The 12,700-nt window shown below is 62.4% G+C and carries 17 protein-coding genes; 1 reads left to right on the forward strand and 16 read right to left on the reverse strand.

Annotated elements, in window-relative coordinates:
* Positions 1-18: 18 nt before the first annotated feature.
* From VSR82_RS29915 to VSR82_RS29940, 6 genes are all read right to left on the reverse strand, one after another.
* A complete protein-coding gene (locus VSR82_RS29915; protein WP_410850241.1) occupies positions 19-516 on the reverse strand; it encodes a ClpXP protease specificity-enhancing factor in 498 nt (165 codons plus the stop codon).
* 66 nt (positions 517-582) lie between these two features.
* Positions 583-1,194, reverse strand: a complete 612-nt coding sequence (locus VSR82_RS29920; protein WP_006052302.1) for a glutathione S-transferase N-terminal domain-containing protein — start codon at positions 1,192-1,194, stop codon at positions 583-585.
* A gap of 95 nt (positions 1,195-1,289) precedes the next feature.
* Positions 1,290-2,045: a cytochrome c1 gene (locus tag VSR82_RS29925; RefSeq protein ID WP_368584340.1), complete on the reverse strand. Its 756-nt coding sequence runs from the start codon at positions 2,043-2,045 to the stop codon at positions 1,290-1,292.
* Positions 2,046-2,068: 23 nt separating this feature from the next.
* Positions 2,069-3,448: a cytochrome b gene (locus VSR82_RS29930; protein WP_368584341.1), complete on the reverse strand. Its 1,380-nt coding sequence runs from the start codon at positions 3,446-3,448 to the stop codon at positions 2,069-2,071.
* Entirely contained in the window at positions 3,448-4,068 is a 621-nt protein-coding gene (gene petA / locus VSR82_RS29935) for a ubiquinol-cytochrome c reductase iron-sulfur subunit (RefSeq protein WP_368584399.1), read from the reverse strand. The genes VSR82_RS29930 and petA overlap by 1 nt, the downstream gene beginning before the upstream one ends.
* Before the next feature lie 220 nt (positions 4,069-4,288).
* Complete coding sequence (locus tag VSR82_RS29940) at positions 4,289-5,035, reverse strand: Nif3-like dinuclear metal center hexameric protein (RefSeq protein ID WP_429461768.1); 747 nt, start codon at positions 5,033-5,035, stop codon at positions 4,289-4,291.
* Between the two features lie 19 nt (positions 5,036-5,054).
* Here VSR82_RS29940 and VSR82_RS29945 point away from each other — a divergent pair, with 19 nt between their 5' ends.
* Complete coding sequence (locus VSR82_RS29945; RefSeq protein ID WP_368584343.1) at positions 5,055-6,275, forward strand: Do family serine endopeptidase; 1,221 nt, start codon at positions 5,055-5,057, stop codon at positions 6,273-6,275.
* Positions 6,276-6,362: 87 nt separating this feature from the next.
* On the opposite strand, the gene tatC is transcribed toward VSR82_RS29945, so the two are convergent.
* The 10 genes from tatC to hisH all read right to left on the reverse strand — a co-directional run bounded on the left by tatC (position 6,363) and on the right by hisH (position 12,622).
* A complete protein-coding gene (gene tatC, locus VSR82_RS29950; protein WP_368584344.1) occupies positions 6,363-7,148 on the reverse strand; it encodes a twin-arginine translocase subunit TatC in 786 nt (261 codons plus the stop codon).
* Positions 7,149-7,182: 34 nt separating this feature from the next.
* Entirely contained in the window at positions 7,183-7,725 is a 543-nt protein-coding gene (gene tatB / locus VSR82_RS29955) for a Sec-independent protein translocase protein TatB (RefSeq protein ID WP_429461765.1), read from the reverse strand.
* A gap of 48 nt (positions 7,726-7,773) precedes the next feature.
* Entirely contained in the window at positions 7,774-8,016 is a 243-nt protein-coding gene (gene tatA / locus VSR82_RS29960; RefSeq protein WP_013090688.1) for a Sec-independent protein translocase subunit TatA, read from the reverse strand.
* Between the two features lie 274 nt (positions 8,017-8,290).
* Positions 8,291-8,656 (reverse strand): histidine triad nucleotide-binding protein, encoded by a 366-nt coding sequence (locus VSR82_RS29965; protein ID WP_013090689.1) that lies wholly within the window; start codon positions 8,654-8,656, stop codon positions 8,291-8,293.
* 88 nt (positions 8,657-8,744) lie between these two features.
* A complete protein-coding gene (locus VSR82_RS29970) occupies positions 8,745-9,140 on the reverse strand; it encodes a DUF4870 family protein (protein ID WP_013090690.1) in 396 nt (131 codons plus the stop codon).
* Positions 9,141-9,230: 90 nt separating this feature from the next.
* Positions 9,231-9,626: a phosphoribosyl-ATP diphosphatase gene (locus VSR82_RS29975; protein ID WP_368584346.1), complete on the reverse strand. Its 396-nt coding sequence runs from the start codon at positions 9,624-9,626 to the stop codon at positions 9,231-9,233.
* Positions 9,623-10,033: a phosphoribosyl-AMP cyclohydrolase gene (hisI, locus tag VSR82_RS29980; RefSeq protein WP_429461762.1), complete on the reverse strand. Its 411-nt coding sequence runs from the start codon at positions 10,031-10,033 to the stop codon at positions 9,623-9,625. The genes VSR82_RS29975 and hisI overlap by 4 nt, the downstream gene beginning before the upstream one ends.
* Position 10,034: 1 nt before the next feature.
* A complete protein-coding gene (hisF, locus tag VSR82_RS29985; protein WP_062128440.1) occupies positions 10,035-10,808 on the reverse strand; it encodes an imidazole glycerol phosphate synthase subunit HisF in 774 nt (257 codons plus the stop codon).
* Between the two features lie 238 nt (positions 10,809-11,046).
* Positions 11,047-11,799 carry a 1-(5-phosphoribosyl)-5-[(5-phosphoribosylamino)methylideneamino]imidazole-4-carboxamide isomerase gene (hisA, locus tag VSR82_RS29990; protein WP_169500003.1) on the reverse strand — a complete coding sequence of 251 codons (753 nt, stop codon included), beginning with the start codon at positions 11,797-11,799 and terminating at the stop codon, positions 11,047-11,049.
* Between the two features lie 181 nt (positions 11,800-11,980).
* Complete coding sequence (hisH, locus tag VSR82_RS29995; protein WP_368584347.1) at positions 11,981-12,622, reverse strand: imidazole glycerol phosphate synthase subunit HisH; 642 nt, start codon at positions 12,620-12,622, stop codon at positions 11,981-11,983.
* Between the last annotated feature and the right edge of the window lie 78 nt (positions 12,623-12,700).

Raw genomic sequence — 12,700 nt, forward strand, 5'->3', positions numbered from 1 at the left:
TGAGGCCGTGATTCTACTTCATTTCACGATCTTAAGGCGAGCCCTTCCGCCACCTTTCGATCCATCATCGTCGGGTTGCGGTTTGTCGTCGGCGTCGCTGGCCGCGGCCGGGTCGGCCGGCGCGGTTTCGACGGCGCGCGGCGCCGCCGGCGTGTCGGCTTCGTCCGCGGCATCCGCGCCGGAATCCTGAGCCTCGCCGCCCGCCGATTCCACCGGGAACGCCATACCCTGGCCGTTCTCGCGCGCGTAGATCGCGAGAATATTGGCGACCGGCACTTCGATCTTGTGCGACTTGCCGGAGAAGCGCGCGTTAAACTCGATCCACTCGTTGCCCATCTGCAGCTGGCTGGTCGCCTCGAAGCTGATGTTCAACACGATCTCGTTGTCTCGCACGAACTGACGCGGCACGCGCGTCTGATTGTCGACGCGGACCGCGATGTGCGGTGTGTAGCCGTTATCCGTGCACCACTCATAAAGCGCGCGCAGCAGATAAGGCTTCGTGGAAATCTCTTGCATCAACAGTCCTCTTGCGGACGCGGGTGCGCATCGAAGCGATGCGGCGCCCGCGCACCAAAGCCAAACTCAACGACGCATCACCTTTTCCGACGGCGTCAGCGCTTCGATATAAGCCGGGCGGCTAAAAATGCGCTCGGCGTACTTCATCAGCGGTGCGGCGTTCTTCGACAGCTCGATACCGTAGTGGTCGAGGCGCCACAGCAGCGGTGCGATCGCGACGTCGAGCATCGAGAACTCTTCGCCGAGCATGTACTTGTTTTTCAGGAAGATCGGCGCGAGCTGCGTCAGGCGATCGCGGATCGCGAGGCGCGCCTTCTCGTGATTCTTCTCCGCTGCTTTGCCCTTCTCGTTTTCGAGCGTGCCGACGTGGACGAACAGCTCTTTCTCGAAGTTGAGCAGGAACAGGCGTGCCCGCGCGCGCTGCACCGGATCGGCCGGCATCAGCTGCGGGTGCGGGAAACGCTCGTCGATGTACTCGTTGATGATGTTCGATTCGTACAGAATCAGGTCCCGTTCGACGAGAATCGGCACCTGACCATACGGATTCATCACGGCGATGTCTTCCGGCTTGTTGAACAGGTCGACGTCGCGGATCTCGAAGTCCATGCCCTTTTCGAACAACACCAGCCGGCAACGCTGGGAGAACGGGCAAGTAGTGCCGGAATACAGAACCATCATGTTTACGTTTCCTCAAAAAGCTGAAGGGCCAGCGCACGGAAAAACCGTTCAGCAGGTCTTTCCTGGCGCCGGCCCCACGCCGTATAGCGGCGTGATTATTTGATATGTTTCCAGTACGCGGCGTTCAGTCGCCAGGCGAAAAAGCTCAGGATACCGAGGAACAACAGCACCCACACGCCAAGTTGCTTGCGGGTTTGCTGCGTCGGTTCGGACATCCATGACAGGTACGACACGAGGTCGGCCACAGCAGAATCATAATCTACCGGCGACATCGTCCCCGGAGTGAGTTGCTGGAAACCGAGGAATTTGTGTACCTTTTCGCCGGTTTTTTCGTCGGTTTCATCACCGAATTTTGCCGCTCGCTGCCCCTGAAGCTGCCACAGCACGTGAGGCATGCTCACGTTCTCGTACACCAGATTGTTCCAGCCGGTCGGCCGCGTATCGTCGCGGTAAAAACTGCGCAGATACGTGTACAGCCAGTCCGTGCCCCGCGCCCGCGCCTCCACCGACAAATCCGGCGGCGTCGCCCCGAACCACGCTTTCGCGTCGTCCGGGCGCATCGCCACGGTCATCGTGTTGCCGACCTTGTCGGTGGTGAACAGCAGATTCGCCTGGACTTCGTTCGGCGTAATGCCGAGATCGGTCAGGCGGTTGTAGCGCATCAGGTTCGCGCTGTGGCAATTCAGGCAGTAGTTTACAAACAATTGCGCGCCGCGCTGCAAAGAAGCGAAATTGTTCGTGTTGTCCGGCGCGCGATTGAGCGGGAAATTCTCGTCCGCGTGGACCGGAGCGGCCAGCAGCGCAAGCACGGTCGCGCCGACCAGCGCGCACATCGAAAGCAGTTTTTTCATCTTCGTGTTCTCCTGGCTCGCGATTAGTGAGGCTTGAACCGCACCCGTTCCGGTGGCTGCTTGAACTTGCCAAGCCGCGTCCAGAAGGGCATGCCGAGGAAAAAAGCGAAGTAGACCAGCGCGCAGATCTGCGCGATCAGCGTCGCGGCGGGCGATGGCGGCCGCGTGCCGAGGAAGCCGAGCGTAAGGAACGCGATCACGAAGATCCCGAAGAAAACCTTGTGGAAGAACGGCCGGTAGCGAATCGACCTGACCGGCGAGCGGTCCAGCCACGGCAGGAAGAAGAGCGAAATCACCGCGCTGCCCATCACTACGACGCCCCAGAACTTCGATTCGGTGAACACCATCGCAACGATCACCAGCACCGCGAGAACCGGCAACCCGATCTTCCACTTGCCGCGTGCGCGCACCAGCGCGAGCAACCCGAGTAGCGCGATGACGATCATCAGCACGATCTTGAATGGATCGGTGGTGGCGCGCAGCATCGCATAAAAAGCGGTGAAGTACCAGACTGGCGCAATTTCCGGCGGCGTCTGCAGCGGATTCGCGGGAACGAAGTTGTTCGCTTCAAGGAAGTACCCGCCCATTTCCGGCCCGAAGAAGATGATCGCCGCGAAGATCAGCAGGAAGATCGCCACACCCATGAAGTCGTGCACCGAGTAGTACGGGTGGAACGGAATACCGTCGAGCGGCACGCCATCCGGCCCCTTCTTCGCCTTGATCTCGATGCCATCCGGGTTGTTCGAGCCGACTTCGTGCAGCGCGACGAGGTGCGCGATCACGAGGCCGACCAGCACCAGCGGAATCGCGATCACGTGGAACGCGAAGAAGCGGTTGAGCGTGACGTCGGAGACGACGTAGTCGCCGCGAATCCACAGCGACAGATCAGGACCGATGAACGGAATCGCCGAGAACAGATTCACGATCACCTGCGCGCCCCAGAACGACATCTGGCCCCACGGCAGCAGGTAGCCGAAGAACGCCTCGGCCATCAGACACAGGAAGATCAGGCAGCCGAAAATCCACACCAGCTCGCGCGGCTTGCGGTAGGAGCCATACAAAAGCCCGCGAAACATGTGCAGATACACGACGACGAAGAACATCGACGCACCCGTCGAGTGCATGTAGCGGATCAGCCAGCCCCACGGCACCTCGCGCATGATGTACTCGACCGACGCGAACGCAAGCGTCGCATCGGGCTTGTAGTTCATCGTCAGCCAGATGCCGGTGACGATCTGGTTGACCAGCACCAGCAATGCAAGCGAACCGAAGAAGTACCAGAAGTTGAAGTTCTTCGGCGCGTAGTACTCGGAAACGTGCTTCTTCCACGTGGCAGTCATCGGGAAGCGCTGGTCGATCCAACCAGCCAGCCCGGTCGTCTCTACTTCGTGTTCGCTCGCCATTACGCTTCTCCTTTTTCGTCCTTCCCGATCACAAGGGCCGTCGCCGACGTGAACATGAAGCGTGGGATGTCGAGGTTCTGCGGGGCGGGTTTGTTCTTGAAGACGCGGCCGGCCATGTCGTAGGTCGAGCCGTGGCACGGGCACAGAAAGCCGCCGGGCCAGTCGTCGGGCAGATTGGCCTGCGGGCCTTCCTGGAAGCGCGGCGTCGGCGTGCAGCCCAGATGCGTGCAAACGGCGACGGCAACCAGCAGATGCTTGTTCTCGGCGCGTGAACGGAATTCGTTGTTGCAGTAGTCCGGCAGCGGCATCGAGAAGGGATTCTCCGTGTGGGGGTCCGCTACCTGGCTATCGGCTTTTTGAACATCGGCGAGCATGCGGTCGGTGCGGTTGATGATCCACACCGGCTTGCCACGCCAGGCGACCGTCATCATGTCGCCGGGCTTCAGACCACTGATATCGACTTCGACCGGGGCCCCTGCGGCCTTGGCCTTTTCGGATGGTGCAAACGAACTAACAAAGGGTACGACAACGGCAACACCTCCTATGCCGCCTGCTACGGTCGTCGCTACCAGCCAGTTACGGCGGCTGCCATCGACGCGTTCCTCTTCTTTGTCTCGCATCACACGCCCCACTTCTGAGTTGGATTTTTCCTTCACGTCGCTTCTACCGCCGCTAGTTTGCTCGAATGGAGTCGCCATTTACAAGGGCCGATTGCCAAAAACCGTGCGAAGCCCTTGATAACTCAGGGTTTGTCCGTACCGATCGCAAACTTTTTTCCACCTCCTTTTAAGCGCCTTCTACGGTATTCGCGCCTTTTTCTTCGTTAATGCAATTCGCAATTCAAACGGGATTCGGAATGTCAATAAACAGGTGTTCGATATCGAACGATTCGGACAGATGCTTGCCCACCGCCTGCACGCCGAAGCGTTCGGTCGCGTGGTGGCCGGCCGCGAGAAACGCGACGCCGCTTTCCGCCGCCGTATGCATCACCGACTCCGATACTTCGCCAGTCACGTAGGCGTCGACGCCCGCGTTGATCGCCGCGTCGAACATCCCTTGCGCGGCGCCCGTGCACCAGCCGACGCGGCGCAGCTGCATATCGGGATCGCCGAACACGAGCGGCGTGCGGCCCAGCGTCTGCTCGATTTCCGCGCTCAGATGCGACAGCGAAATCGGCATCGGCAACGTGGCGAGCCAGCCGAGATCGTTGTCGCCGAAACGTGCGTCGCTGATCCAGCCCATCTTCTCGCCGATCTGCGCGTTGTTGCCGAACTCGGGGTGATCGTCGAGCGGCAGGTGATAGGCGAACAGGTTCAGGTCGTTGGCGAGCAGCAGCTTCAGTCGAGCATGCTTGCGGCCGGTGATCTGCGGCGCCTCGTTGCGCCAGAAGTAGCCGTGATGGACCAGCACGGCGTCCGCGCCCCAGTCGAGCGCGGCCTCGAGGAAGGCCACCGACGCGGTCACGCCGGTCGCGAGTTTGTTGATCCGGCGGCGGCCTTCGACCTGCAGTCCGTTCGGGCAATAGTCCTTGAAGCGCGCGGTTTCAAGGAGATTGTTCAAGTACAATTCAAGTTCAATCCGATCCATATAGACCTCTTGTCTTCAGATGCTTAGACGCTTTTGGCTGTTATTTGCCCAAGCGGTGACGGTGCTGTTGGCGCTGATGTTCATCATTGCGACCCTCAAACCGCAGTGGCTGCAGCGTCAAGCACAATTCGGCAGACAACTCGCCGAACCGATCGTGGCGCTGCGGGAAGTGGCGCCGGGCATCAGCAAAGGGCATGCCGAAACGTCCTATGCCGAAGCGGCGCAAAAGGCGATGCCCGCGGTCGTCAACGTGTTCTCCAGCAAGGATGGCTCGCTGCCGCCCGACCCGCGCGCCAAAGATCCACTGTTCCGCTACTTCTTCGGCGACAGGAACAATCGCAAGCAGCAGGAGCAGCCTGCCTCGAATCTCGGCTCAGGCGTGATAGTGAGTTCGGAAGGTTACATTCTAACGAACCAGCACGTCGTCGACGGCGCCGATCAGATCGAAGTCGCGCTCGCCGACGGCCGCACCGCCAGCGCGAAGGTCATCGGCATCGACCCGGAGACTGATCTGGCCGTGCTCAAGGTCAACATGAGCAATCTGCCCACCATCACGCTCGGCCGGATGGACCAGATCCGCGTCGGCGACGTCGTGCTGGCGATCGGTAATCCGTTCGGCGTCGGGCAGACCGTGACGATGGGCATCGTCAGCGCGCTGGGCCGCAACCACCTCGGCATCAATACGTTCGAAAACTTCATCCAGACCGACGCGCCGATCAACCCCGGCAACTCGGGCGGTGCGCTCGTCGACGTGAACGGCAATCTGCTCGGTATCAACACCGCGATCTACTCGCGCTCGGGCGGCTCGCTCGGCATCGGCTTCGCGATTCCAGTGTCGACCGCGCGCAGCGTGCTCGAGAGCATCATCACGACCGGTACGGTCACGCGCGGCTGGATCGGTGTCGAACCGCAGGACGTGACGCCGGAGATCGCGGAGTCGTTCGGGCTCGATCAGAAGTCGGGCGCGATCGTCGCCGGGGTGCTGAAAAGCGGCCCGGCCGACCGCGCGGGCATCAAGCCCGGCGACATTCTGACGAGCGTGAACGGCCAGGTGATCACCGATACCACGCGCCTGTTGAACGTGATCGCGCAGATCAAGCCAGGCACGGCGGCAAAAGTCCATCTGGTGCGCAAAGGCCATCAGATCGATCTCGACGTGATGATCGGCAAACGCCCGCCGCCGCCGAAACAGCCGGAAGACGAAAACGGCGGCGATCAGCCGGATGACGAGGGCGGTTGAGGTCAAGGCCGCGACTCAACGCAACGAAAAAGGGCAGTCCGATGGACTGCCCTTTTCATTTGACGCCCGGCACCGGCTCGCGGCACCTCAACTAGACGGCGGCGGACTCGCATCCTCGACAACCACCGGCTGCTTGCCGACGATCAACCGCGCCGCGACGATGCCGGCTTCGTACAGCAGAATCAGCGGAACCGCGAGAATCAGCTGCGAAAACACGTCGGGCGGCGTTACGACGGCCGACACCACGAACGCGCCGACGATCACATACGGCCGGATCTCCTTCAGCTTCTTCAGCGTTACCACGTTCATCCGCACCAGCAGCACGACGACGATCGGCACCTCGAACGTGACACCGAACGCGATGAACATCGTCAGCACGAAGCTCAGGTAATTGTCGATATCGGTTGTCATTTCCGCGCCGAGCGGCGCGTTGTAGTGCGCCATCACGCGGAAGATGGTCGGAAACACGACGAAGTACGCGAACGCCATGCCGCACAGGAACAGCGTGTAGCTGCTCGCCACCAGCGGCGCGACCAGCTTCTTCTCGTGCTGATAGAGCCCCGGCGCGACGAACGCCCAGATCTGGTACAGCACGACCGGCAGCGCGATCACGAAAGCGACCAGCATCGTCACCTTCATCGGCACGAAGAACGAGCCGGTGACGTCGGTGACGATCATCTTGCCGTCCTTCGGCAGATTCATCATCAGCGGACGCGCGAGCAATCTGAAGATATCCGGTGCCCAGTACACGAGCCCGATAAACACGACGATGACGGCGAGCCCCGCACGGATGATGCGGTCACGCAGTTCGACGAGGTGGGAAATGAAGGTCTCTTCGGCGCCTTCGTTCTGGGATTGCTGGGGGTCGCTCACACCGGCCCTCGGTTAGAGATTGTCGATCTGAACATCAGAAAAACCGCGTCGGACGACGCAGGTTGGCAGGTGTGTGCCGCGCAACGCGCGCGGCGCCCGACTGCACGCGCGTGCGGCGCAGGCTCGCTCGCTTGTACCAGGTGGGGGTGGCGCTCTGCTGGACGCGCCAGGTCTTGCGTTTGGGCGCGGCGGCCGGCGTACTGACGGGCCACGAGTTGGCACCGGCGCTGCCGCTGACGCCGCTGCCGGCGTCTTCGAGCGCGCCGCCGGCGATGCTCGGCGACACCGACGTACCACTCTTCCACGCCTCGTTCAGTTCATTCTCATGCTTGCGCAGATTATCCTGAACTGTCGTTTCGACGTTGCTCGCGGCCTTCTCGAACTCGGTCTTCATGCGCCGCAATTCGTCGAGCTCGATTTCGCGCGTGACTTCGGCCTTCACGTCGTTGATGTACCGCTGTGCGCGGCCGAACAGCGCGCCAGCCGTGCGGGCGACACGCGGCAGGCGCTCAGGCCCGAGGACGACCAGCGCGACGACGCCAATCAGCGCCATCTTGGTTAGACCGAGGTCCAGCATGAAGTGGAATGTCCGTCAGAAACGCGGGAACGGCGCAAACGCCGCGGCTTAGCGGTAATCGCCCGATTGCTGCGTCTTTTCTTTCGCTTCGACGTCCACCGCGCCGTTGCGCGGCAGTTCGCGCTGCTGTTGCGCGTCGGCCGACGGCGATTCGGCTTCCTTCATGCCTTCCTTGAAGCCCTTCACAGCGCCGCCCAGATCGCTGCCGATGTTGCGCAGCTTCTTCGTGCCGAACACGAGTGCGACGATCAACAGAACGATCAACCAATGCCAAATACTCAACGAACCCATGACTACTCTCCTTAACCCCGACGCCGCATCTCGATGCGGCAAATTTGCCTAACCTGAAGCGCGTGCGCTTCGTCTGCCTCTATCTCTACGTTACCGCAGGTCGCGCCACCGCGCTCGCAAGGTGCGCCGCAGTGTGAATCGCCGTCATTGTGGTCAGGCGATCACGTCGACGGTATTACACAGCGGTAAAAATAACGGCGGCGCTATTGTCCTCGACCAAAACTCGCAGCGGTGTGCTCTCGCTACGCGGCGCGTGCAACCCATGCGCCCCCGCTCAGCCCATGCGATGCCACGGGCGCGGTCCCGCGAGAATGTGCGCGTGCAGGTGATACACCTCCTGACCACCGCCCGGACCGGTATTGATTACCGTGCGAAAGCCCGTTTCGCCGCCGCTATACGCGACCCCCAATTGCTCGGCCAGTCGAGCGGCCAAGACAAGCATTCTACCAAGCAGAGGCGCGTCGCTTTCCGTGCAGTTCGACAGCGTTGCAATGTGCTTGCGAGGGATCACCAGCACATGCGTTTCGGCCGCCGGACGGATGTCGCGGAATGCGACGAACTCGTCGTCTTCGTGGACTCTGGTCGAGGGGATTTCGCCAGCGGCAATCTTGCAGAAAAGACAGTTCGGATCGTGACTCATCGTATTCCTGGTATGACTTAGGCGAGCGAAGCCGCACGCGACGAGGTTCGACCCGACTGCCGGTCCGCGCGTTCGGACCGGCTAGCGTTCAGACCCAGCCGGCCGGATTCGCGAATGGCTTGTTATCGTACAGATACAGCCAGCCTTTGATAATACGGTACAACATCCATATGCTGACCGCCCACAGCACCGGAATGCCGATCACGACGACCAATAGCAACGCGCCGATCGCATAGCCGACGAGGCCCATCCAGAACGTGCGAATCTGCCATTCGAAGTGCGCTTCGTACGGCGTGCCGGCCACGTCTGGCCGTTTCACGTAGTTGATGATGATCGCGATCAGGATGGTGAGCCCGCCGGTCAGCCAATGGACCGCATACAGCGCGTACAGCACGTGCGTGAGCGTGCGCAGGCTGCGCTCCCGCTCAGGCTCCATCGCGTGGCGGTAGACCGGCGGCGGATAGCTTCCTTGCGGCTGTTCCATGCTTGCGTCCTCACGAAGGTGCGGTTACCGCTATATAGGTGCCAGCGCGCGCGAGTTCAAGCGGAAACGCCAGATTTCCGCTCCGGCTGCTCAGTCGCCGTTTTCCTCACGCTCGCGGCTCTTGCGCAGCGCCTTTTCCTCGATGCCCGACAGGCCTTCGCGACGCTCGAGTTCGGCGATCACGTCGGCGGGGCTCAGATTGAAATGCGACAACATCACGAGGCAGTGGAACCACAGGTCCGCGACCTCGCCGACCAGCGCCTTCGGCGCGCCGCCGTGGCGCGTGTCCTTTGCGGCCAGCACAACTTCGGTGGCTTCTTCGCCGATCTTCTTCAGAATCGCGTCGTCGCCCTTGTGGAACAGGCGCGAGACGTACGAGGTGTCTGGATCGCCGCCCTTGCGGCCATCGATCACCGCCGCGAGGCGCAGCAGCGTGTCGAGCGTGGAAGCCTCGGCGGGCGACGGGTTTTGCATGGATTGCGTCATTTGTAGATGTGTTCGGGGTCTTTCAGCACGGGATCGACGGCCTGCCAGTCGCCGTCGTCCACCGAGCCTTCGAATTTCTGGAAAAAGCACGAGTGGCGGCCGGTGTGGCATGCGATGCCCGACACCTGCTCGACTTTCAGCAGTACGACGTCTTCGTCGCAATCGAGCCGCACTTCGTGCACATGCTGCACGTGGCCCGACTCCTCGCCCTTGAACCACAGGCGCTGGCGCGAACGCGAGAAATACACAGCGCGGCCGGTCTCAACGGTCTTCGCGAGGGCCTCGCGGTTCATCCACGCGAACATCAGCACGTCGTTGGTCGACGCTTCTTGCGCGATCACCGGCACGAGGCCGTGCGCGTCCCACTTGACCTTATCGAGCCAGTTCACTGCCGAAGGATTCGTCACGTCACAACCTCACCGAAATGCCCTGGTCGGCCATGAAGCGCTTGGCCTCGCCGACCGTGTGTTCGCCGTAGTGGAAAATGCTCGCGGCCAGCACCGCATCCGCGTGACCGCTTTTGATGCCGTCGGCGAGATGCTGCAGATTGCCGACGCCGCCCGAGGCGATCACCGATACCGGCACCGCGTCCGACACCGCGCGCGTCAGCGCAAGGTCGAAGCCGCTCTTGGTGCCGTCGCGATCCATGCTGGTCAGCAGGATTTCGCCGGCGCCGAGTTCGGCCATCTTCCGCGCCCATTCGACCGCGTCGAGACCAGTGGCCTTGCGCCCGCCGTGCGTGAACACTTCCCAGCGCGGCGTTTCGCCGTCGGCGGACACGCGCTTCGCGTCGATCGCGACGACGATGCACTGCGAGCCGTATTTGTCGGTCGCGTCCTTCACGAGCTGCGGATTCGCGACCGCCGACGAGTTCATGCTGATCTTGTCCGCGCCCGCGTTCAGAAGGCGCCGCACGTCTTCGACCGCGCGCACGCCGCCGCCGACCGTCAGCGGAATGAACACCTGCGAGGCGACCGCCTCGATGATCGGCAGGATCAGGTCGCGCTGATCCGAGGTCGCGGTGATGTCGAGGAACGTCAGTTCGTCGGCGCCCTGGTCGTCGTAACGGCGCGCGATTTCGACCGGGTCGCCGGCGTCGCGCAGTTCGACGAAGTTGACGCCCTTGACCACGCGGCCCGCGGTGACGTCGAGACAGGGGATGATGCGTTTAGCTAGAGCCATGATCGTGCAATTCTGCCAATACCGCTGATGAGGCCGCTCGCTTGCGGGCGAGCGGCACGGTGCCGGCGCGAGCGGTTGCGTCGCGCCGCGAGTGGAGTGCTGGCCGCGGGCCGGCGAGGTCCCGGTTGCGTGATCGAGTGAAGCGCGCTACCCGGCAAACCGTCGGTCGAGCGAGTGCCGCAAGCCGAAGGTGAGTGCCACGCCGCACACTTCCCGGCAAACGCGGCCGACGCCGCGCTTAAGCGTCGTCCGCTTCGCGCAGCTTGTCCGCGAGCGTCTGCGCGGCCGCGAAGTCGAGGTCGCCCGAATAGATCGCGCGGCCGCAGATCACGCCTTCGATGCCCTCGCCTTCGACTTCGCACAGCGATTCGATGTCCGCGAGGTTCGACAGACCACCGCTGGCGATCACCGGAATCTTGACCGCGCGCGCAAGGCGCACCGTCGCTTCGATGTTGATGCCTTGCAGCATGCCGTCGCGGCCGATGTCGGTGTAGATGATCGACTCGCAGCCGTAGTCCTCGAACTTCCGCGCGAGGTCGGCCACTTCGTGACCGGTCAGCTTGCTCCAGCCGTCAGTCGCGACCTTGCCGTCTTTCGCGTCGAGACCGACGATGATGTGGCCGCCGAACGCGGTGCACGCGTCCTGCAGGAAGCCGGGGTTCTTCACCGCCGCGGTGCCGATGATTACGTACGACAAACCGTCGTCCAGATAGCGCTCGATCGTGTTCAGGTCGCGGATGCCACCACCGAGCTGAACCGGAATTTCACCGCCCACTTCATCGATGATCGCCCGGATTGCATCGCCGTTCTTCGGCTTGCCGGCGAACGCGCCATTCAGATCGACGAGATGCAGACGACGCGCGCCGCGGTCGACCCAATGTCGGGCCATTGCCGCCGGTTCCTCGGAGAAAATCGTCGCCTGGTCCATATCGCCCTGTTTGAGGCGTACACACTGACCATCTTTCAGGTCGATGGCGGGAATCAGCAGCATAGCAATCGGGTGTTATCTGGGAGTGGATTGAAGGTCGGCGGCAGCGGCTGGCGGATCAGCCCGCCGCAATACCGTCTCGCTAGTTTAGTACAACTCTTTCGGCGCTCCAGTGGGGCGCCGGTCGGATGCGGGACCGCGGCACCGCGCGACGCACGCGCGGCAACGGGATAAAGAAAGGCGTTCACGGGTTCCAGTGCACGAAGTTGCGATACACGCGCAAACCCGCTTCGGCGCTCTTTTCGGGGTGAAACTGGGTGGCGAAAATGTTATCCCGCGCGACAGCCGAGGTAAAGGGCACGCCGTAGACCGTCTCGCCCGACGTGTGCGCCGGATTGTCCGGCACCACGTAGTAGCTGTGCACAAAGTAGAAGAACGCGTTGTCGGCGACACCGTCCCACAGCGGATGCGGGTGCGCCTGACGCACGCGGTTCCAGCCCATCTGCGGGACCTTGAAGCGCGAGCCGTCGTCCTGCAGGCGGCCTTCGAGCTCGAAGCGCACCACCTTGCCGGGCAACAGACCCAGCCCCGGCGTGTCGCCCTCGGCGCTCCAGTCGAACAGCATCTGCTCGCCGACGCACACGCCCATCAGCGGCTTGCTGCGCGACGCCTCGACGACCGCTTCCTGCAGACCGGACGCGCCGAGACTGCGCATGCAGTCGGGCATCGCGCCCTGGCCGGGCAGCACCACGCGGTCGGCCGCACGGATCGCTTCCGGACGATCGACGATCGCCACGTCCGCTTCCGGCGCCGCTTGGCGCAGTGCCTGGGCAACCGAGCGCAGGTTGCCCATTCCGTAATCCACAATCGCTATCGAAGTTTTCATTTCAAGTTTGGCCGCTCTGCCCTCGATCCATCGATGCCGCCGCGCGGCGTCGAACGACGTGCCGGCAAATGCGATCCT

This window comes from Burkholderia sp. JPY481, assembly GCF_038900515.1.
In the GTDB taxonomy this organism is placed as follows: domain Bacteria; phylum Pseudomonadota; class Gammaproteobacteria; order Burkholderiales; family Burkholderiaceae; genus Paraburkholderia; species Paraburkholderia youngii.